The organism is Stenotrophomonas sp. WZN-1 (assembly GCF_002192255.1).
In the GTDB taxonomy this organism is placed as follows: Bacteria; Pseudomonadota; Gammaproteobacteria; order Xanthomonadales; family Xanthomonadaceae; genus Stenotrophomonas.
The window spans coordinates 637514-658824 of the sequence record NZ_CP021768.1 but is presented as its reverse complement, the minus strand read 5'-3'; the positions used below and the strand labels follow the sequence as shown (position 1 = coordinate 658824).

Genomic DNA, 21311 nt, shown 5'->3' with positions numbered 1-21311 from the left:
GTATTGCCGAACGGCGCGCAGCGACAGAAAACCGAGCGCGTGCGCCAACCGGTTACTGCGAAATGAATGATTCTGAAACGGGGTTCAAGTGTTAACGGTAACTTTGCAGATCGTCAAGACTTTGACACGACAAATCCTATTGCCGTGAAGCAGTTCACTATTTCCCGCGTTTATAAAAGCATTTTGTTAGGTGTACGTGACGAAGTGCTGGCGCATGAAAACGGATGTAACTAGCGGGAAGATCAGGAATTTACCCCGCACAAAGAAAAACCCGCCGACACAGCGGCGGGTTTCTCCATACGCAATGGCATTGCGGCCTGCGCGGAACGATGCGATCAGCCGCACCACACCCGCGCGTTGCGGAACATGCGCATCCACGGCGAATCACCCTGCCATTCAGCCGGTGCCCAGCTCAGGTTGAGCGCGCGCGGGGTGCGTTCCGGGTGCGGCATCATGATGGTGACGCGGCCGTCGGTGCTGGTCAGGCCGGTGATGCCGTCCGGCGAACCGTTCGGATTCAGCGGGTACTGGCTGGCGACGTTGCCATGGCCATCGATGTAGCGCAGCGAGACACGGGCGGCAGCCTGGTCGACGGCACTGTCGAACACGGCCTGGCCTTCACCATGCGCCACCGCCACCTGCAGGCGCGAACCGGCCATGCCACGCAACAGGATCGACGGCGATTCCACCACTTCCAGCAGTGCGGTGCGGGCTTCGAACTGCTCGCTGGCGTTGCGACGGAACTGCGGCCAGTGCTCGGCACCCGGGATGATGTTCTTCAGCTGGCTCATCATCTGGCAGCCGTTGCACACGCCCAGCGCAAAGCTGTCTTCGCGCGCGAAGAACGCGGCGAAGGCATCACGCAGTGCGCTGCGCTCCAGGATCGAGGTGGCCCAGCCACGGCCGGCACCGAGCACGTCGCCGTAGCTGAAGCCGCCGCAGGCGACCAGGCCGGTGAAGTCCTGCAGTGCCACGCGGCCTTCGATCAGGTCGCTCATGTGCACGTCGAAGGCGCGGAAGCCGGCACGTTCGAAGGCGTTGGCCATTTCGATCTGGCCGTTGACGCCCTGCTCGCGCAGCACGGCCACGCGCGGACGTGCGCCGGTACTGATGAAGGGTGCGGCCACGTCTTCGTTGAGGTCGAAGCTGAGCTTCGGCTTCAGTCCCGGCGCGTTGAAGGCACGGGCAACTTCGCGCTCGGCATCGGCGTTGGCCGGGTTGTCGCGGCGCTTCTGCATCGCGTGGGTGACCGACCACCAGGCGTCGAACAGCGCGTCCCAACGCCATTCGGCCAGGTTCTCGCCGCCCAGCGACACGCGCACCACCGGCGCGGTGGTCGGCTTGGCGATGCGCTGTGCGCATTCGGTCAGTGCGTGGCGTTCGACCAGGTCGGCGAACGCAGCGCGGTCTTCGCGCGCGATCTGCACCACCGCACCCAGTTCTTCGTTGAACAGGCTGCGGAACGGATCGTCGCCCCAGGCATCGAGGGTGATGTCCAGGCCCAGGCGCGAGGTAAACGCCATTTCGCACAGGGCGGCGAAGGCGCCACCGTCGCTGCGGTCGTGGTAGGCCAGCAGCAGGCCGGACTGGCGCGCATCGCGGATCAGCTCGAAGAAGCCACGCAGGCGCTGCGGGTCGTCCAGGTCCGGAGCGGCACCGGCGAACGCAGGCAGGTCGCCGTGGTCGGCGTGCACCTGGGCCAGGATCGAACCACCCAGGCGCTGCTTGCCGGCACCGAGGCCGATCAGCCACAGCTCGCTGTCCACGTCGCGGTCGAGCAGCGGGGTCAGCTGCTGGCGCACGTCGGCCACCGGCGCGAAGGCCGAGATCACCAGCGACACCGGCGACACACTCTTGTGCGCTTCGCCCTGGTCGTGCCACTGCGCCTGCATCGACAGCGAGTCCTTGCCCACCGGGATGCTGATGTCCAGCTGCGGGCACAGTTCCATGCCCACCGCCTTCACCGCGTCGTACAGCAGCGCGTCTTCGCCCGGGTGGCCGGCCGCAGCCATCCAGTTTGCCGACAGCTTGATCTCGTCCAGCGCATCGACCGGGGCCGCGCACAGGTTGGTCAGCGCTTCGCCCACCGCCATGCGTGCCGACGCAGCAGCGTCGAGCAGGGCCAGCGGGGTGCGCTCGCCGATCGACATCGCTTCGCCGGCCACGCCATCGAAATCGGCCAGGGTGATCGCCACGTCGGCCACCGGCAGCTGCCACGGGCCGACCATCTGTTCGCGCGCGGTCAGGCCGCCGACGCTGCGATCACCGATGGTGACCAGGAAGTTCTTCGAGGCGACGGTCGGGTGCGCGAGCACGCGCAGGCCCGCTTCCTGCAGGTCCAGGCCACCGGTTTTCAGCGACGGCCAGCGCGGGGCCGGCGGGTGCGCGGTGTCGCGGTGCATCTTCGGCGGCTTGCCGAACAGCACGTCCATCGGCAGGTCGATCGGTGCATCGGCCGGGGTGTGGCCCGGCACGGCACCGTAGGCCACCACCAGGTGTTCCTCGGCGGTGGCCACGCCAACCGCAGCGAACGGGCAGCGCTCGCGGGCACACAGCGCAGCGAACTCGGCCAGGCGCTCCTGCGCCACGCCCAGCACGTAGCGCTCCTGCGACTCGTTGCACCACAGCTGCATCGGCGACAGCGACGGATCGTCGGTGGGCACCTTGCCCAGGTCGATGACACCGCCGACCCTGGAGTCGTGCAGCAGTTCCGGGATGGCATTGGACAAGCCACCGGCACCGACATCGTGGAAGAACTTGATCGGGTTGTTGGCCCCCATCGCCACGCAGCGGTCGATGACCTCCTGGCAGCGACGCTCCATCTCCGGGTTGTCGCGCTGCACGCTGGCGAAGTCCAGGTCCTCGGCGCTCTCGCCGGAGGCCACCGAGCTGGCGGCGCCGCCGCCCAGGCCGATCAGCATCGCCGGGCCGCCCAGCACAATGACCGCGTCACCGGCCTGCAGCTGGATCTTGTCGACCTGCACGCGGTCGATCGCGCCGAGGCCACCGGCCAGCATGATCGGCTTGTCGTAGGCGCGCACCAGATCGGCGCCTTCCGGCAGCTCGAAGCTGCGGAAGTAGCCGAGCAGGTTCGGGCGGCCGAACTCGTTGTTGAACGCTGCGCCGCCGAGCGGGCCGTCGGTCATGATTTCCAGCGCCGGTGCCATGCGCGGGTTCAGCGCGCGCGGCGCTTCCCACGGCTGCGGCAGCTCGGGAATGCGCAGGTGCGAGACCGAGAACCCGGACAGGCCCGCCTTCGGCTTGCCGCCGCGGCCGGTCGCGCCTTCGTCGCGGATCTCGCCGCCGTTGCCGGTCGATGCGCCCGGGAACGGCGCGATCGCAGTCGGATGGTTATGCGTCTCCACCTTGATCTGGAACGCGCTGGGCACCTGCGGCTCGCGGCGGTATTCGCCACTGGCCGGATCGGGGCGGTAGCGCGAGGCCGGATGGCCTTCGATCACCGCGGCATTGTCGCTGTATGCGCTGAGCGTGTGCTGCGGGGTCTGCTGGTGGGTGTTCTTGATCATCCGGAACAGCGAACGGTCCTGTTCCTGGCCGTCGATGGTCCAGCTGGCGTTGAAGATCTTGTGGCGGCAGTGCTCGGAGTTGGCCTGCGCGAACATCATCAGTTCGACGTCGGACGGCGACCGGCCCAGCGCGGTGAAGCGTTCGCGCAGGTAGTCGATCTCGTCCTGGGCCATGGCCAGGCCGAGGCGCTGGTTGGCGGCCTCCAGCTGCTCCACCGGCACGCGTTCCAGTTCGCCGCGGGCCGGCGCCGAGAACAGCGCCTGGCCCTGTTCCACGGTTTCCAGCACCGACTGCGTCATCGGGTCGTGCAGCGCCTTGACCAGCGCCTGCTGGGCGGCGGCATCGGTCGGCCAGCCCTGCACATCGATGCGCAGGCCACGCTCGACCCGGTTGACCGGCTGGCCGGCACCGCGGACCAGCTCGGTGGCCTTGCTCGACCACGGCGACAGCGTGCCCAGGCGCGGCACCACGATGCGGCTGACCGCGCCGTCGGCCAGGGCTTCGGCCTGCGGCGCCGCTTCGAGGATGCGGCACAGGGTGGTCAGGTCAGGGGCGGCGCTGCCTTCGGGCTGCACGAAGTAGACGTGCCAGGCACCGCTGATGCGCAGGGAGGGAGCGATGGACTGCAGGCGGGATTCAAGACGTTCGCGGCGGAACGGCGACAGGGCGGGCGCGCCCTCGAGGACCATCATGTCCGGGGAACCGTAGTTGGGAAACGGGCCCGACATTGTACCGGAAGCGGGGGGTGGGCTTTGGCCGGGCGGCGCCCGGCACCCGCCGAGGCCAAGGCAACGGCAACAGCCAAGGCAACAGCAGGCATTCCCTGGGCTGGCGGGGTGATGGGGGCCAGCAGGACACGCCGTAAACCCATCCATGGGGGCTCGATGGCGCCATCCATGGCGCCAACGGTCCTGCTGGCCCCCACCACCCCGCCCCCGACAGATTTCCGCGATCTGCGGTAGATCCACGCCATGCGTGGATGCTCCCCGGTAGTGCCGGCCACCGGCCGGCAAACAGGAAATTTCAGAAATCAGGCATTGAAGAGCGCAGCGACCGGCTTCTGCTTTTGATTTTCTGTTCTGTCTTCCGTGGCTGGCCGCGCAGGAACCTGTCAGGGGCCGGGTGGGTGGGGTCAGGCGGGGTGTCTGATCTGGCTCCCTGGAAACGGACGCCATGAAGCCGTTTCAGGCGGCAGCCCGGAGCTGCCGGGCGTAGTTGTTAGGCGAGTGGTAGCCCCGCGCCGAGTGTAGCCGGACTGGATTGTAGAAGCCGTGGATGTAAGCAGCGATGGACTGGCTGGCTTGTTCCTTACTGGCGTAAGGCTCGGCAGCCTCTTCTGTTTTGAGCGTCGCAAAGAAGCTCTCGACCACGGCGTTGTCCCAGCAATTGCCAGGCCGGCTCATGCTTTGGACCACGTCATGGGACTGCAGCAGCTGGCGAAACTCGTTCCCCCAGTACTGCCCGCCACGATCGGAATGGAAGATCAGGCCAGGTCGTTGTGGATGCAGAGCCCAGGCATTGGCAAATGCTTTCACTACCAGTTCTTCAGTCAGGCGCTTGGAAACGCTGTAACCCAGCACCTGCCGGGTCTGGACGCTGATGACCACGGCCAGATGCAGCCATCCCTGGCGGGTGGGGACATACGTGATATCCCCGACCCACGCCGTCGGTCCGGTTCCGGGGGCAAAGTGCCGATCCAGCAGGTTGGGAGCGAGCTGAGACGAGCCGCCGGAGGATTTGGGCCGGAATCGGCCTTTAGTCTTGCCCTGAATTCGCTCCTCGGCCATTAACCGTGCCACGCGTTTGTGGCCGACTGGATGATTCCTGGCTTGTAAGGCCCTGACCAGCCGACGCCGCCCATAACTGCGCTTGCTGGCCACATGGATGGCCCGAAGCTCGGTGCGGAGGGCCGAATCGACATCGCACGTTTGGGCACACTGGCGGCGCAGGTAGTCATGGAATCCGGAGACAGAAACCCCAAGAACCCGACACAGCAACCTGGTCGGGTAGTGAGTCCTTTGACTGGCGACGAAGGCGTACCTCACTTGGACTCTCTGGCAAAGAACGCCGCCGCTTTTTTTAGGATTTCCCGCTCCATCTTCAGATTGGCGTTCTCGGCCCGAAGGCGGCTGATCTCGCTTTCCAGGTCGGTGGCTGGCCTGCGAGCCTCAGAGGTCAACGACCGGCCAGCACGGACCGCGTCAATCCAATTTGCCAGCGTCTTGACGGACATTTCCAGTTGACGGGCCGCTGCGGCTGGGCCGAGCGACTCGGCCAGCTCCACGGCCTGGTGCTTGAACTCATCGGTGTAGCTACGACGGGTGATACGGGACATAAGGGACCTCCAAGTGCGATCAAAGTATCGCTTCTTGGCGTCCGCTGACGGGGAGCCAGATCAGTCCGCGGCATGGATGCCGCGGCCAAGCCCCCATGGGTGAGGGCGCTTTGCTTGCGAAGCACTGCTTCGCAAGCGCCCGAACGCACAGCCGCCAGCGGCTGGGCCGGACCCCGGAGGGGGGTTCACGGCGTCCCCGCCTGACCCCACCCACCCGGCCAACCCCCAGAAATCCGCTGTTCGCGGAAAGCCCCAGCCACGGGGGGGCTCCGCCGATGGCCGCCGACCGCGCGCAGCGCCGCCTTCCCCCCGAATCCCCGAACCATGCGCTTGCTCACGGATTGACCACGCGATTGATGACAACGTTGTCCCCACCTGGCGCCGGACTCTCTCCCCGGCCCCCCAGGTACCCCGTCCGCCCCCTCCGTCGCCTTCCCGGGCGACGCCCGGACCTGCGTCACGCGCGGCGCCATCGGGGCCCGCGCGCCCTTTGATCGGAGACTTACCCATGTACGACCCGATTGTGCGCAGTGCCGAACGTCCGACTCGAAGCTGTCGTCCCCGCCGCCTGGCCTGGCTGCTCGCCCTGGCCGCCGGTACCGCCGCCCTGCCCGGCCTGGCGCAGGCGGCCAGCTGTGCCGGCGTGGCCCAGTGGGACCAGGCCAAGATCTACCGGGCCGGCGATACCCTGCAGAAAGGAGGCGTCCTCTATCGGGCGAACCAGGACATCTGGAACGCGCCGCCGGACCATCCGGCCGGTGCGCCCTACTACACCAACCTCGGTGCCTGCGATGGCAGCGGCAGCAACCAGCCGCCGGCGATCAGCCTGACCTCGCCGGCCAACGGCGCCACCTTCAGCGCCGGCAGCACGGTCAACGTGACCGCCAACGCCAGTGACCCGGACGGCAGCGTCGCCAAGGTCGAGTTCTTCCGCGACGGCAGCTCGCTCGGCGTGGCCACCAGTGCGCCGTACAGTGCCAGCTGGGCCAATGCCAGCGCCGGCAGCCACACCCTGCGTGCGGTGGCCACCGACAACAACAACGCCACCGCCAGCACCGCGACCATCAGCATCACCGTCAACGCGGCCAGCGGCGACACCACCGCGCCCAGCGTGCCGGGCGGGCTGGCCGTGGGCACCCGCACCGCCAACAGCATCGCGCTGAGCTGGAGCCCCTCCACCGACAACACCGGTGGCAGCGGCATGGCTGGCTACGACGTGTACCGCAACGGCAGCCTGGTCGGTTCGCCGTCCAGTGCCAGCTATGTGGATGGCGGGCTGACCGCGTCGACCACCTATCGCTACCGCGTACGTGCCCGCGACAACGCCGGCAATGCGTCGGCACAGGGCACCGAGATCAGCGCCACCACGCTTGCCGGTGACGGCGGCACCACCGGCAAGCGGGTCATCGGTTACTTCACCCAGTGGGGCATCTACGGGCGCAACTACCGGGTCAAGAACATCGACAGCAGCGGTTCGGCCGCGCGCCTGACCCACATCAACTACGCGTTCGGCAACGTGCGCAACAACCGCTGCGAAGTGGGCATCACCCAGCCGTCGGATCCGAACAGCGGTGCCGGTGGCGACGCCTTCGCCGACTACACCAAGGCCTTCAGTGCCGCCGAGAGTGTCAGTGGCAGCGCCGATACCTGGGACCAGCCGCTGCGCGGCAACTGGAACCAGCTCAAGCAGCTCAAGGCCAAGTACCCGGGCATGAAGGTACTGATCTCGCTGGGCGGCTGGACCTGGTCGCGTGGCTTCTCCAGCGCGGCGCGCCCGGAGAACCGCCAGGCCTTCGTCGCCTCCTGCATCGACGCCTACATCAAGGGCAACCTGCCGGTGACCGACGGTGCCGGTGGCGCCGGTGCAGCACTGGGCGTGTTCGACGGCATCGACATCGACTGGGAATACCCGGTGGCCTGCGGCATCGAATGCGGCAAGCCGGAGGACAACGCCAACTTCACCGCGCTGATGGCCGAATTCCGCCGCCAGCTCGATGCGGTGCGTCCGGGCCTGTTGCTGACGGTGGCGGTGGGTGCCGGCATCGACAAGATCCGCGTCACCGATCCGGCCGCGTACCACCCGTACCTGGACTACATCAACGTGATGACCTACGACTTCCACGGCGCGTGGGATGCGAAGACCAATCACCAGTCGGCGCTGTTCGATTCGCCGAATGATCCGTCCACCGGCGACCAGAAGCTCTACAACAGCAACGACGCCATCGAGGCCTTCATCAGCCGTGGCGTGCCCGCCGCCAAGCTCAACCTGGGCATCGGCTACTACGGGCGTGGCTGGACCGGTGTGGCCAACGCCAACAACGGCCTGTACCAGACCGCGACCGGCGCCGCCCCGGGCACGTATGAAGCCGGTATCGAAGACTGGAAGGTGCTGAAGAACCTGGCGTGGCCGGGCTACACCGACAACACCGCCGGTGCCACCTGGATCTACAACGGCAGCACGCTGTGGAGCTTCGACACCCCGGCCAACATCACCCGCAAGATGGGTTACGTGAAGACCCAGGGCCTGGGCGGCGCGTTCGTCTGGGAGTTCAGCGGTGACGATGCGCAGGGCACGCTGACCAAGGCAGTCAGTGATGGCCTGAAATAAGCAAAAAGCCGGGGGTGCGACAGGCATCTCCGGCTTCGCTCGCATGATGCATCCGCCGGGCATGGCCCGGCGCTACCCGCCAATCCACGGTAGCGCCGGGCCATGCCCGGCGGTGTTCTGATCAGCGCTTGGCCGACAGCTTTTCCAGCGCCGCACGCAGCTGCGCCGGCGGCAGGTAACCGCCCAGCTGGGTGCCATCCGGCGCGAAGATCGCCGGCGTGCCGTTCACGCCCAGCTGCTGGCCCAGCGCGTACTGCATCGCCACCGGGTTGGTGCAGTTCCTGGCCGGCACGCTGCCACCGCGCTTGGCGTTGGTCAGGGCCTGGCGACGATCCGCTGCACACCAGACCGAGATCATGTCGGTGTAGTCCTTGCTGCCCAGGCCCATGCGCGGAAACGCCAGGTACTCCACGGTGATGCCGTTGCGGTTGAGCTCGGCGATGTCCTGGTGCAGCTTGCGGCAGTAACCACATTCGATGTCGGTGAACACGCTGATGGTGTACTTCGCGTTCGGCGCAGCGAACACGATGCGGTCGCCGTGGTTGGCCTTGGCCAGCAGGCCGCGACGATAGCCGAGCAGGCCTTCACTGTTGGCCGGGCCCTTGGCGCGGGTGTCGTAGGGCTGCGACTGGAACAGGTAGCGGCCGTCATCGGACACGTACAGCAACTGGCCGGAAACCACGACCTCGCGGAAGCCGGGGAACGGTGCAGCACCGATGTAGTCCACCTGGAAGCCGGGATTCAGCGCGGTCAGAGCGGCACGTACCGCCTGGTCGGCCGGCGCGTTGGCGGCCGGGCTGGCCTTGGCCGCAGCAGCAGGCGCCTTGGCGGCCGGCGGAGCCGGCTGGGCGCAGGCAGTCAGGCTGAGCGCACCGAACACGGCGGCGATGGCAAATCGGAGCATGGAGCGATCCGCAACAGAAGAAGATCCCGGATTCTGACACAGCCACCGGAACCGGGCCGCGACGCCCGGCACGGCCCCGGGCAGCGATTCAGCCCGGCGCTCAGCCGCGCGGATGGTGGCGGGCGTGCAGCTTCTGCAGATGCTCGCGCGCCACCAGGGTGTAGATCTGGGTGGTCGACAACGAACTGTGTCCGAGCAGCATCTGCAGCGCGCGCAGGTCGGCACCGCGGTTGAGCAGATGGGTGGCGAAGCTGTGGCGCAGGCCATGCGGGCTGATCCGGGCCGGGTCGATGCCGGCCACCTGCGCGTGGCGCTTGACCAGGTGCCAGAACGCCTGCCGGGTCAGCGCATGCAGCGTCGGCTCGATGAACAACGGCGTCTGCCCATCGGCCAGCGCGTGCACCTTGCCCTTGCCGACCAGCAAAGGGCGCGACTGCTGCAGGTAACGCTCCAGCCAATGCTGCGATTCCTCGCCCAGCGGCACCAGCCGTTCCTTGCTGCCCTTGCCGGTGACCCGCAACACGCCCTGGCGCAGGTTGACCGCCGTGGCCGGCAGCAGCACGAGCTCGCTCACGCGCAGGCCGGCGGCATACATCAGTTCCAGCATGGCGCGATCGCGCAGGCCCAGCGGGCTGTCGATGTCCGGCGCCGCCAGCAGCGCATCGATCTGGCTTTCGGCCAGCGCCTTGGGCAACAGCCGTGGCAGCTTCGGCGGGTCGAGCAGCGCACTGGGGTCCTCGCTGCGTTCACCCCGGCGCACGCCATCGGCGAAGAACGCCCGCAGCGCCGACAGCAGGCGCGCATTGCTGCGCGGCGACCAGCCATGCCGGGTGCGCCAGGCCAGGTAGTCGAACAGCCCGGGACGTTCGATGCCGGCCAGGCCGCCGTCGCGCCCATCCACCCAGCGCGCCAGCCCTTCCAGGTCGCGCCGGTAGCTGTCCAGGGTGGCCCGGGCCAGGCCGTTCTCGGCCCAGATCGCATCGAGGAAGCGCTGGATGCGCACGCTGTCGTCGGCGCGCAGCTCGGGCAGTTGCTGGACCAGCTGGCGGCGTTCGGCGGGAGTGGATACAAGGGCCATGCGTGCAGGATACGAGGGCCACTGCGGGCACGGCCAGCTTTGCGTATGCTCGGCGCATGTCCCGCCCTGCCACCGACACGGCCTCTGCGGCCGCTACCGAAATGCCCCGCCCACGCGCCTTGTTGGCCTGGCGCGTGCTGGCGATGATCTACGACGCTCTGCCGGTACTGGCGCTGTGGATGCTGGCCGGCACGCTGTTCACCCTCGCCTACACCTTCAGCGGCCACGCGCAGCGCGAGAACATCGCACCGTTCAGTGCCTGGCAGTGGCTGCTGTGGGCGGTGTGCTGGGGAATCACGGGGTGGTACGCCACGGCCAGCTGGCGCCGTGGCGGACAGACGCTCGGCATGCGTCCGTGGCGGCTGAAACTGCAATCGAGCGATGGCACGCCGCTGCGGCGCGGCCAGCTGTGGCTGCGCTTCGCGGTCGGCACGCTGTCACTGCTGCTGGGCGGGCTGGGATTCTGGTGGGCCTGGGTCGACCGCCAACGCCTTACCTGGCATGACCGCGCCAGTGGCACCCGCGTGGTGCGCATGCCGAAGCGGTGAATTGCCCTGGTAGCGCCGGGCCATGCCCGGCGGACGTGGGTTACCGCAAACCTCCGCCGGGCATGGCCCGGCGCTACCAGAGTCAGCCCGACTTGCGCCGGAACAGCAGGCCGGACACCGTCAGCATCACGATCGGCGGCAGCGCATAGGCAATGCGGTAATCGAACTTCAGCGCACCGGCCATGCGGCCGAAGAACAGCTGCAGCAGCCAGAAGCCCAGCGCGAACAGGATGCCCAGGAACAGGCGCTTGCCCATGCCGCCACTGCGCAGCGAACCAAACGCGAACGGCACCGCCGCCAGGCACAGCGCCAGCACGTTCACCGGGTAGAACCAGCGACTCCAGTACACATCCTCGAAATCACGCGCATCCAGCCCGTTGCGCTCGCGGTAGGCAATGCTGGTGCTCAGCTCGGCCACGCTGAGGTTTCGTGGCTTGGCAATGCCGGTCGCCAGCGCGGCAGGATCCAGCTTCGAGTTCCAGGGTTCACGCGCCACTTCCTGGCGGGTTGCCGAGCGCTCGCCGAAGGTGTCGCGACGCACCCCGGTCAGCGCCCAGCCGTCCTTGTCGTGCTCGACCGTGGCGGCGTGGGTCAACGAGGCAATCCGGCCATCCTCGGCGATGCGATACAGACGCACATCGCGCAGGATCAACCGGGTTCCCTTGTCACCGACCAGCTGTTCCTCGCCGCTCTGCGCGTTGAGGAACGTATCGCCCTCGCGTGCCCACAGACCGGAATAGCGGGTGGTGGAGATATCCCGCCCCCACTTGGCGCTGGATTTGAGCGCATCGGCGCGGTCCTGGCCCCACGGCCCCAGCGTCTCGGCGCTGAGCACCATCACCGCAGTCAGCAGCGACAGGGCGATCGCCACCGACACGCTCAGGCGCTTGCGCGACAGGCCCAGCGCGCGCAGCGCGGTCAGCTCGGAGGTGGCCGCCAGCTGGCCCAGCCCCATCAGCGCGCCGATCACTGCCGCGGTAGGGAAGAAGGTGTAGGCACGGCGGGGCACGGTGTACAGCACCCACGCCGCCGCATGCCCCAGCGTGTAGCCGTTCTTGCCGATGTCCTTGAACTCACCGGAGAAGGCCATCACCACGTCCAGGCCGGTCAGCACGGCCCAGGTGAGCAGCACGGTGGTGAACACCGCACGACCCAGGTAGAAGTCGAAACGCATCGGGCGCAGCTTCATGCGCGGGCTCCCTTCGGGCGGGCCAGGCGGCCATCACGCACATACATCCAGATGGCCAATGCCAGCAGCGGCAGGGTCAGCCACCACAGGCCAAGCGCGCCGGGAATCTTGCCGTCGGCGATCCAGCCGGCGCCGATGAAGGTCAGGTTGGTCCCCACCATGTAGGCCAGCAGCGCCAGCATCATGCGCCCGTAGCGCTGCTGGCGCGGCGAGCTGCGGCCCAGCGGCACGGTCAGCAGGGCGAAGGCCAGCGCGATCAGCGGCGGTGCCAGGCGGCGGTGCAGCTGGGCCTGTGCCTGTGGCCGCGCATCGCCGATCAGCTCCAGGGTCGGCATCAGTTCCGGGTCGTCCTCGGTGCGGGTCTGTGCACCATCGGGCAGGGCCACGTCGTTGCGGGCGAAGGTCGCCAGCCGGTAATCCAGCGCGCCGGCCACCGGCCCTTCCACCTGGTGGCCGTCATCCAGCTCCAGGAAGCGCTGGCGGGTGCCCTCGAAGTACATGCGGCCGCTGTTGGCCGACACCACTTCCAGGCGGTCGTCCTTCTGCCGCTGCAGGAACACCTTGCCCAGCTGGGTGCCGTCGGGCGAGATCGAGGACAGGTACACCACGCCGCCATTGGGCAGCGGTGTGAACCGGCCTGGCTCCAGGCCGGCCATCAGCACGCTGCGGTTGGCCTCGATGATCATCTGCTCGGCCACCCGGCCGGCCCAAGGGCCCAGCCACAACGAGCATGCGCCGACCAGCAGCACCACCGGCACCACCAGCATCAGCAGTGGCCGCAGCAACCGCTTGGGGCCCACACCAATGGCGGTGATGACCGCCATCTCCGAGTCGCGGTACAGGCGGGCGATGGCCAGCAGCAGGCCCAGCATCAGCGCCAACGGCAGGATCAGCGGCAGGTAGGCGATGAACTGCAGGCCCAGCTGGGAGAACAGCAGCTTGGCCGGCAGGCGCCCGTCGGCGATGTTGCCGAGGATGTCCACCAGCACGCCGCCCACGCTGACCACCAGCAGGACGATCAGGGTAGCCAGGAAACTCTGGACGAAATCGCCCAGCAGGTATCGGTCGAGCTTCAGCATGGGGCGGTGGTTTAAACTCTGGGGTTCGTTCGCGGTGCCGCCCAGTCTACTGTCTGGGCGTAAACGGCCTGCGATTGTACGGACTCGCCAATGGAATCTGCTCAATGGCCCTCGAATTCACCCTGAACCACGTTGCTCCGGCCGCCGCCACCGTTGATTGCCTGGTGGTCGGCGCGTATGCCGACCATACCCTGACCCCGGCCGCGCAGGCCCTGGACGCCGCCAGTGGTGGCCGCCTGGCCGCCCTGGCCCAGCGCGGCGACCTGTCCGGCAAGACCGGCGCCACCACCCTGTTGCACGATCTGCCGGGCGTGACCGCCCCGCGCGTGCTGGTGGTCGGCCTCGGCGAAGTCGCCCGTTTCGGCGTGCCGCAGTACCTGAAGGCCGTCGGCGACGCCGTGCGCGCGCTGAAGGCCGGTGCTGCCCGCAGCGCGCTGTTCACCCTCTCCGAAGTGGGCATCAAGGACCGCGACGCGGCCTGGGCGATCCGCCAGGCGGTGATTGCCGCCGATCACGCTGCTTACCGCTACACCGCCACCCTGGGCAAGAAGAAGGCCGACGATGCCGGCCTGGCCCAGCTGGCCGTTGCCGGTGACGACGCCCAGGCGCTGGCCCAGGGCCAGGCCATCGCCGCCGGTGTCGAGTTCGCCCGCGAACTGGGCAACCTGCCGCCGAACTACTGCACCCCGGCCCATCTGGCCGAGGTCGGCGTGAAGTTCGCCGGCGAGCACGACGGTGCCGAAGCCGAGATCCTCGACGAGCACCAGATGGAAGCGCTGGGCATGGGCTCGCTGCTGGCCGTGGCCCGCGGTTCAGCCAACCGCCCGCGCCTGGTCGTGCTGAAGTGGACCGGCGCTGGCGACGCCAAGCCGTACGTGCTGGTCGGCAAGGGCATCACCTTCGATACCGGTGGCGTCAACCTGAAGACCCAGGGCGGCATCGAAGAGATGAAGTACGACATGTGCGGTGGCGCCAACGTCATCGGCACCTTCGTCGCCGCGGTCAAGGCCAAGCTGCCGCTGAACCTGGTGGTAGTGGTGCCGGCGGTGGAGAACGCCATCGATGGCAACGCCTACCGTCCGTCCGACGTGATCACCTCGATGTCGGGCAAGACCATCGAAGTGGGCAACACCGACGCCGAAGGCCGCCTGATCCTGTGCGACGCGCTGACCTACGCGCAGCGCTTCGAGCCGGCCGCGCTGGTCGACGTCGCCACCCTGACCGGTGCCTGCATGGTCGCCCTCGGCCACCAGACCGCCGGCCTGATGAGCAAGCACGACGACCTGGCCAACGAGCTGCTGGCCGCCGGCGAGCACGTGTTCGACCGCGCCTGGCGCCTGCCGCTGTGGGACGAATACCAGCCGATGCTGGATTCGACCTTCGCCGACGTCTACAACATCGGCGGCCGCTGGGCCGGCGCGATCACCGCCGGCTGCTTCCTGTCGCGCTTCGCCGAAGGCCAGCGCTGGGCCCACCTGGACATCGCCGGCGTCGCCAGCGATGAAGGCAAGCGTGGCATGGCCACCGGCCGCCCGGTCGGCCTGCTGAGCCAGTGGCTGCTGGACCAGGTCGCCCGCGCCTGATGCCGTACCCGACCCTGGCCGGCCTCCGCCGGCCAGGGCCTCGCCCGGCACTGCCGGGCCCCTGCCTGACCCGGACCCTGCCATGCCCCGCGCCGACTTCTACCTGATCGCCAAGCCCCGTTTCCTGACCGAGCCGTTGCGCCTGGTCTGCGAACTGGCGCGCAAGGCCAACGACGCCGGGCTGTTCACCCTGGTGCTGGCCCGTGACCAGGCTCAGGCCGAGGAACTGGACGAGCTGCTGTGGGCGTTCGACAACGATGCCTACATCCCGCACCAGATCGCCGGGGAAGACATGGACGAGGAAGAGGCCCTGGTGCTGATCGCCGTGCCCGGCACCGAGGCACCGGCGCGTCCGCTGGTGATCAACCTGCGCGACGAGCCCTGGCTGGGCCAGTGCGAGCGCGTGCTGGAAGTGGTTCCAGCCGATCCGGAAGCGCGCGAACCGCTGCGCGAGCGCTGGCGCCAGTACAAGGCCGCCGGTTACGACCTGAACAAGCACGACATGTGAGCCCGGCGAGGACCCCTTGATGCGCCTGCTGATCGCCCTGATTCTTCCCTGGCTGTCCTTCTTCACCATCGGCCGACCGCTGGCCGGCATCGTCTGCCTGATCCTGCAGATCACCCTGATCGGCTGGCTGCCCGCCGCCATCTGGGCCGCCTACGCGGTCAGCCAGTACCACACCGACCAGAAGATCCGGCGCGCCCTCGGGTCGCGCTGATCTCCCTTCCGCCTTGATTACCGGTTCCCCCGCATGACCCAACTCGCCTCCAGCTACGACCCGAAGTCCTTCGAGACCGACCTCTACGAGGCCTGGGAGAAGGCCGGCCACTTCAAGCCGTCCGGCACGGGCGAGCCGTACACCATCCTGCTGCCCCCGCCGAACGTGACCGGCACCCTGCACATGGGCCACGCCTTCCAGCAGACCCTGATGGACGCGCTGGTGCGCTACCACCGCATGCGCGGCTACGACACGCTGTGGCAGGTCGGTACCGACCACGCCGGCATCGCCACCGAAATGGTGGTCAGCCGCAACCTGGCGCTGGAAGGCAAGGGCGAGACCCGCGATTCGCTGGGCCGCGACGGCTTCATCGGCAAGGTCTGGGAGTGGAAGCAGCAGTCCGGCGACACCATCGAGCGCCAGATGCGCCGCCTCGGCACCTCCGCCGACTGGTCGCGCAGCACCTTCACCATGGACCCGCAGCCGTCGGCGGCGGTCAACGAAGCGTTCGTGCGCTGGTACGAGCAGGGCCTGATCTACCGTGGCCAGCGCCTGGTCAACTGGGACCCGGTGCTGAAGACCGCGATCTCGGACCTGGAAGTGGAGAGCGCCGAGGAAGACGGTTTCCTGTGGTCGATCGCCTACACGCTTGATGACGGCCTGAGCTACGAGCACGTCGAGCGCGATGCCGACGGCGTGGAAACCCTGCGCGAAACCCGCGACTACCTGGTTGTCGCCACCACCCGTCCGGAAACCCTGCTGGGCGATACCGCGGTGATGGTGCACCCGGAAGACGCGCGTTATGCGCACCTGATCGGCAAGAACGTGGTGCTGCCGCTGACCGGCCGCCGCGTGCCGGTGATTGCCGACGACTACGTGGACCGTGCGTTCGGCACCGGCGTGGTCAAGGTCACCCCGGCCCACGATTTCAACGACTACGAAGTCGGCGTGCGCCACAGCCTGCCGATGATCAACCTGTTCACCCCGGTGGCGGCGCTGAATGAAAACGCGCCGGAACGCTTCCAGGGCCTGGACCGCTATGCCGCGCGCAAGGCCGTGCTGGCCGAGCTGGAAGACCTGGGCATCCTGGTCGAAACCAAGGCGCACAAGCTGCAGGTGCCGCGCGGCGACCGTACCGGCCAGGTGATCGAGCCGTACCTGACCGACCAGTGGTTCGTGAAAATGGACGACCTGGCCAAGCGTGGCCTGGAACTGGTGGAGGACGGAAGCATTTCCTTCGTGCCGCCGAACTGGATCAACACCTACCGCCACTGGATGAACAACATCCAGGACTGGTGCATCAGCCGCCAGCTGTGGTGGGGCCATCGCATTCCGGCATGGTTCGATGCCGCCACCGGCAGCTGCTACGTCGGTCGCAGCGAAGAGGAAGTGCGGGCAAAGAACAACCTGGGCAGCGACGTGGTGCTGAACCAGGAAAGCGATGTGCTGGAGACCTGGTTCTCCTCGCAGCTGTGGCCGTTCTCCACCCTGGGCTGGCCGAACGAGCAGGCCATGGCCGAGCGTGGCTTCGATCGCTACCTGCCGTCGTCGGTGCTGATCACCGGCTTCGACATCATCTTCTTCTGGGTGGCGCGCATGATCATGGCCACCGACAACCTGGTCGGGAAGATCCCGTTCAAGGACGTCTACTTCACCGGCCTGATCCGCGACGGCCAGGGCCAGAAGATGTCCAAGAGCAAGGGCAACGTGCTCGACCCGCTGGACATCATCGACGGCATCACCATCGACGACCTGGTCGCCAAGCGCACCGGCGGCCTGATGCAGCCGAAGATGGTGGAGAAGATCGAGAAGGCCACCCGCAAGGAATTCCCGGACGGCATTGCTGCCCACGGTGCCGATGCGCTGCGTTTCACCATCGCCGCGCTGGCGACCCACGGCCGCGACATCAAGTTCGACATGAACCGCGCAGAGGGTTACAAGAACTTCTGCAACAAGCTGTGGAACGCCAGCCGCTTCGCCCTGATGAACACCGAGGGTGCTGCGTTCACCGGCGTGCCGACCCCGCGCACCGATGCCGAACGCTGGATCCTCTCGCGCCTGGCCGCCACCACCGCCGAGGCACAGGGCCATTTCGCCGCCTACCGCTTCGACCTGTTGGCGCAGTGCCTGTACGAGTTCGCCTGGAACGCGTTCTGCGACTGGTTCCTGGAACTGAGCAAGCCGGCACTGAACGGTGCCGACGCCGCCGACGCCGAAAGCACCCGCCACACCCTGCTGTACGTGCTGGAAGCGCTGCTGCGCCTGCTGCACCCGCTCACCCCGTTCATCACCGAACAGCTGTGGCAGCAGCTGGCGCCGCGCCTGGGCCTGGCCGAGACCACGCTGTCGCTGCGCCCGTACCCGACCGCCGCCGAGTTCGAAGGCGATTTCGCCCAGGCCGAGGCCGACGTGGAATGGCTGAAGGCGGTGATCAGTGCGGTGCGTCGCGTGCGCAGCGAACTGAACGTCGCTCCGTCCAGGCAGGTGCCGCTGCGCCTGCAGGCCGGGCTGGAGCAGGATCGCGTGCGCATCGGACGTTTCAGCGCCTCGCTGTCGTTCCTGCTCAAGCTGGACAGCGTCCAGTGGCTGGCCGAGGGCGAAAGCGCACCGCCGGCCGCCGCCGCGATCGTGGGCGAGCTGAAGCTGCTGGTGCCACTGGAAGGCCTGGTTGATCTCGATGCCGAGCGTGTGCGCCTGGACAAGGAAATCGCACGCGTCGAAGCCGAAAAGGAAAAGAGCGAAGCCAAGCTGGCCAAGTTCACCGACAAGGTGCCAGCGGCGGTGGTCGAGCAGGAGCGCGTGCGCCTGGTCGACTGGAACACCCAGCTGGCCGGCCTGCGCGAGCAGCGCGCGAAGCTGTAACGCTGCGCTGGTGGGTGCGGACCTTGGTCCGCACCAATGCAATGTGCCAACCAAGGTCGGCACCCACCCAAGCGGAATCGGAAACGCCGGGCGATGCCCGGCGTTTCCATTTGCCCCGCATGGCATGATCGGCGGATGCCGCTTTCCATCTTCCTGCTCGTCCTCGCTGCCGCGGCGCTGCATGCCAGCTGGAACGCGATCGTCAAACGCGGGCCGGACAAGTTCCTCGGCACCGTACTGGTGACCGGCAGTGCCGCGCTTCTGTCGGCCGTCGCCTTGCGCTTCCTGCCCTTCCCTGCCGCGCACAGCTGGCCCTGGCTGGGCGCATCCGTGCTGTTGCAGGTGACCTATTACGGGCTGGTCGCACGCTGCTACCAGCAGGTCGACATGAGCCTGGCCTACCCGCTGATGCGTGGCAGCGCGCCGATCCTGGTCGCAATGGCGGGCACCCTGCTCGGTGAGCCCTTGCCCGCCGCAGCGTGGCTGGGCGTGGTGCTGGTAAGCACCGGCATCCTGTGCATGGCACTGGGGGCGCGCGGCGGCCAGCTGCGCCTGCCGCTGCTGACCGCGGCGATGATCGCCACCTACACCCTGGTCGATGCGCAGGGCGCGCGGCAGTCAGGCAGCGCGCTCAGCTACACGCTGTGGTTGTTCCTGCTGTCGGGCATTCCGCTGCCGCTGTGGGCGTTGTACACGCGCGGCGGCGTGGTGCTGGACTATGCGCGGCAGCATTGGCCACTGGGGCTGGCCGGTGGCGTCGGCACCACGGCCTCCTATGCGATGGCCCTGTGGGCGATGACCCAGGCGCCGGTGGCGATGGTCTCGGCGCTGCGCGAATCATCAATCCTGTTCGCGCTGCTGATCTCGGTGTTCCTGCTGCGCGAACGCATACCGCGCGCACGCTGGCTGGCAGCGTCGCTCATCGTGGGCGGCGTGCTTGCGCTGCGGATGGCGTGAAGAGAGCGTGCCAACCAAGGTTGGCACCTACCACGGCAGGCGATGTGTCGATCACAGCGGAGACCCGTTGGTAGTGCCGGCCGCTGGCCGGCAATCAGTCTGCGTTACAGCGGCGGCATCACCTGCAGGTCGCCGTCGACCAGTTCGATCGCCATCACCACCGCATCCTCCCGGCCCTGTGCAGCCGGGTAGTAGCGCGGGCGGCGACCGATCTCGTTGAATCCTTCGCTGTGGTACAGCGCCAGCGCGGGCGTGTTGGACGGGCGCACTTCCAGGAACACGCGCTGTGCGCCGCGGTCGGCGGCCAGCTGCACCAGCGCGCGCAGCAGCTGGCGACCCAGCCCGCGCGACTGTGCCAGCGGATCGATGCAGATGTTCAGCACGTGCGCTTCATCGGCGGCGATGCTGAGCACGCCATAGCCGATCAGCAGCCCATCGCGCTCCATCGCCAGGCCGGGATAGCCGGCGCGCAGGCAGTCGATGAAGATGCCGCGGGTCCAGGGGAAAGGGTAGCCCCGCAGTTCGATCGCCATCACGGCATTGAGGTCGCTCTCGCGCAGCGCACGCAGGCTGACCGGGCCGGGCCGGCTCACCGCACTCATGGCGTGCCCCGCTTGCGCAGGGCACGCAGCTGCGGCCACAGCGCACGCTTGGCAGCCGGATCGTGGCGCAGCTGGTCCAGCGGCCAGCTGTCCATCAACCGCTGCGTGGCCGGGTCGTTCGGGTTGCAGCCGGACGCACGCAGCAACGCGATCTGCAGGCGATCCGGCAGGCGGACCACCGGCTGGCGTGCGTTGCCGCTGGGCATCGGGCGCTGAGCCGCCGGCACGGTGTCCGGGGCGCTGACCGGGGTTTCGCGGCGCGGCGGTGCCGGGCGTTCCTGGCGGACTGCGGGCGCCGGCCCGGCATGCTGTTCGCGCGATGGCACGGGGGCCCGCATCGGTTCCGGCGGGGCGACGCTGGCCTCGGCTTCGGCCACGCTCAACTGCAGCGCGGCATCCAGCTCGGCAGCCAGCTGGCCATCGTGAAAGACGGTGTAGCCCATGGCCTGCAGCCAGGCCTGCTGGGCCGGTGACCACAGCACGGGCAGGTCCTGGCTCACGCGGCCTCGGACTTCTTGCGCAGGCGCTGCACGGCCCACATCACCGGGCCGGACAAGGCGTACAGGATGCCAACCGCGAACAGCACGCGCGGCAGGTCGATGACCGCAATGGCGATGGCCACCGGCACCAGTGCCAGCACCAGGAACGGCACGCGGTCCGAACGGGTGCCCTTGGCAGCGCCGCCCTTGAAGCTCCAGAAGCGGATGCGGCTGACCATCAGCAGCGCAGCGATGATCGTCACCGCCAGCGCCACGTAGCGCAGCTGGTTGCCGTCCCAGCCCAGGTTGCCATCGGCGAACGCCCAGACGAAGGACATCATCAGGCCCGCTGCGGCCGGGCTGGCCAGGCCGACGAACCAGCGCTTGTCGACCACCGCCACCTGGGTATTGAAGCGGGCCAGGCGCAGTGCCGCGCAGGCCGCATACAGGAAGGCCACGGCCCAGCCGACGCGGCCGAGCAGCGGATCGTCGAACTTCAGCCACGACAGCGACCAGTGGTACATCACCAGCGCCGGGGCCATGCCGAAGCTGACCAGGTCGGCCAGCGAGTCGTACTGCACGCCGAATTCACTGCTGGTGCCGGTCAGGCGCGCCACGCGCCCGTCCAGGCCATCCATCACCGCCGCCACGAACACGGCGATGCTGGCATTGACGAAATCCCCGTTGGCCGCGGCGATGATCGCGTAGAAACCGGCGAACAGGCCGGCGGTGGTGAACAGGTTGGGTAGCAGGTAAATCGTGCGCGAGCGCGGCGGCGGTGTGATCGGGTCCATGGAATCCAGTTTAATCGACTTGCCAGCGGTCGGCGCCAATGCTGCA

General features: G+C 68.0%; 17 protein-coding genes. 7 read left to right on the top strand and 10 right to left on the bottom strand.

What is annotated here, in order from left to right; translation table 11 throughout:
- Nucleotides 1–335 precede the first annotated feature (335 nt).
- The 3 genes from purL to CCR98_RS03015 all read right to left on the bottom strand — a co-directional run bounded on the left by purL (nt 336) and on the right by CCR98_RS03015 (nt 5863).
- Nucleotides 336–4220 carry a phosphoribosylformylglycinamidine synthase gene (gene purL / locus CCR98_RS03025; RefSeq protein WP_087921480.1) on the bottom strand — a complete coding sequence of 1295 codons (3885 nt, stop codon included), beginning with the start codon at nt 4218–4220 and terminating at the stop codon, nt 336–338.
- A 492-nt stretch (nt 4221–4712) separates the two neighbouring features.
- Nucleotides 4713–5573 carry an IS3 family transposase gene (locus tag CCR98_RS03020; RefSeq protein ID WP_087921479.1) on the bottom strand — a complete coding sequence of 287 codons (861 nt, stop codon included), beginning with the start codon at nt 5571–5573 and terminating at the stop codon, nt 4713–4715.
- Entirely contained in the window at nt 5570–5863 is a 294-nt protein-coding gene (locus CCR98_RS03015) for a transposase (RefSeq protein WP_087921478.1), read from the bottom strand. Before CCR98_RS03015 ends, CCR98_RS03020 begins: the two co-directional genes overlap by 4 nt.
- A gap of 508 nt (nt 5864–6371) precedes the next feature.
- Here CCR98_RS03015 and CCR98_RS03010 point away from each other — a divergent pair.
- Nucleotides 6372–8471, top strand: a complete 2100-nt coding sequence (locus tag CCR98_RS03010; protein WP_087921477.1) for a glycosyl hydrolase family 18 protein — start codon at nt 6372–6374, stop codon at nt 8469–8471.
- Nucleotides 8472–8592: 121 nt separating this feature from the next.
- On the opposite strand, the gene CCR98_RS03005 is transcribed toward CCR98_RS03010, so the two are convergent.
- Together CCR98_RS03005 and xerD are read right to left on the bottom strand one after the other, a co-directional pair.
- Nucleotides 8593–9375, bottom strand: a complete 783-nt coding sequence (locus CCR98_RS03005; protein ID WP_087921476.1) for a thioredoxin fold domain-containing protein — start codon at nt 9373–9375, stop codon at nt 8593–8595.
- A 100-nt stretch (nt 9376–9475) separates the two neighbouring features.
- Nucleotides 9476–10453, bottom strand: coding sequence for a site-specific tyrosine recombinase XerD (xerD, locus tag CCR98_RS03000; protein WP_087921475.1), 978 nt, complete (start codon nt 10451–10453; stop codon nt 9476–9478).
- A 56-nt stretch (nt 10454–10509) separates the two neighbouring features.
- Here xerD and CCR98_RS02995 point away from each other — a divergent pair, with 56 nt between their 5' ends.
- A complete protein-coding gene (locus tag CCR98_RS02995; RefSeq protein ID WP_087921474.1) occupies nt 10510–11001 on the top strand; it encodes an RDD family protein in 492 nt (163 codons plus the stop codon).
- Nucleotides 11002–11083: 82 nt separating this feature from the next.
- Here CCR98_RS02995 and lptG read toward each other — a convergent pair whose 3' ends face one another.
- Together lptG and lptF are read right to left on the bottom strand one after the other, a co-directional pair.
- Nucleotides 11084–12190 (bottom strand): LPS export ABC transporter permease LptG, encoded by a 1107-nt coding sequence (gene lptG, locus CCR98_RS02990; RefSeq protein ID WP_087921473.1) that lies wholly within the window; start codon nt 12188–12190, stop codon nt 11084–11086.
- Nucleotides 12187–13269 carry an LPS export ABC transporter permease LptF gene (gene lptF, locus CCR98_RS02985; protein WP_087921472.1) on the bottom strand — a complete coding sequence of 361 codons (1083 nt, stop codon included), beginning with the start codon at nt 13267–13269 and terminating at the stop codon, nt 12187–12189. The genes lptG and lptF overlap by 4 nt, the downstream gene beginning before the upstream one ends.
- Before the next feature lie 104 nt (nt 13270–13373).
- Here lptF and CCR98_RS02980 point away from each other — a divergent pair, with 104 nt between their 5' ends.
- From CCR98_RS02980 to CCR98_RS02960, 5 genes are all read left to right on the top strand, one after another.
- Nucleotides 13374–14852, top strand: coding sequence for a leucyl aminopeptidase (locus CCR98_RS02980; RefSeq protein ID WP_087921471.1), 1479 nt, complete (start codon nt 13374–13376; stop codon nt 14850–14852).
- A gap of 82 nt (nt 14853–14934) precedes the next feature.
- Nucleotides 14935–15360, top strand: coding sequence for a DNA polymerase III subunit chi (locus tag CCR98_RS02975; protein WP_005415211.1), 426 nt, complete (start codon nt 14935–14937; stop codon nt 15358–15360).
- 19 nt (nt 15361–15379) lie between these two features.
- Nucleotides 15380–15571: a YqaE/Pmp3 family membrane protein gene (locus CCR98_RS02970; RefSeq protein WP_014035920.1), complete on the top strand. Its 192-nt coding sequence runs from the start codon at nt 15380–15382 to the stop codon at nt 15569–15571.
- A gap of 33 nt (nt 15572–15604) precedes the next feature.
- Nucleotides 15605–18433, top strand: a complete 2829-nt coding sequence (locus tag CCR98_RS02965) for a valine--tRNA ligase (RefSeq protein WP_087921470.1) — start codon at nt 15605–15607, stop codon at nt 18431–18433.
- A 135-nt stretch (nt 18434–18568) separates the two neighbouring features.
- The gene (locus tag CCR98_RS02960) at nt 18569–19390 is read left to right on the top strand and encodes an EamA family transporter (RefSeq protein WP_087921469.1); all 822 of its coding nucleotides are present in this window, start codon (nt 18569–18571) and stop codon (nt 19388–19390) included.
- 104 nt (nt 19391–19494) lie between these two features.
- Here the strand turns inward: CCR98_RS02960 and rimI are convergent, their stop codons facing one another.
- The 3 genes from rimI to pssA are packed head-to-tail and all read right to left on the bottom strand — an operon-like array spanning nt 19495 to nt 21265.
- Complete coding sequence (gene rimI / locus CCR98_RS02955; RefSeq protein WP_087921468.1) at nt 19495–19992, bottom strand: ribosomal protein S18-alanine N-acetyltransferase; 498 nt, start codon at nt 19990–19992, stop codon at nt 19495–19497.
- Entirely contained in the window at nt 19989–20492 is a 504-nt protein-coding gene (locus tag CCR98_RS02950) for a hypothetical protein (RefSeq protein ID WP_087921467.1), read from the bottom strand. The genes rimI and CCR98_RS02950 overlap by 4 nt, the downstream gene beginning before the upstream one ends.
- Entirely contained in the window at nt 20489–21265 is a 777-nt protein-coding gene (pssA, locus tag CCR98_RS02945; protein WP_069118017.1) for a CDP-diacylglycerol--serine O-phosphatidyltransferase, read from the bottom strand. The genes CCR98_RS02950 and pssA overlap by 4 nt, the downstream gene beginning before the upstream one ends.
- Nucleotides 21266–21311: the final 46 nt, after the last annotated feature.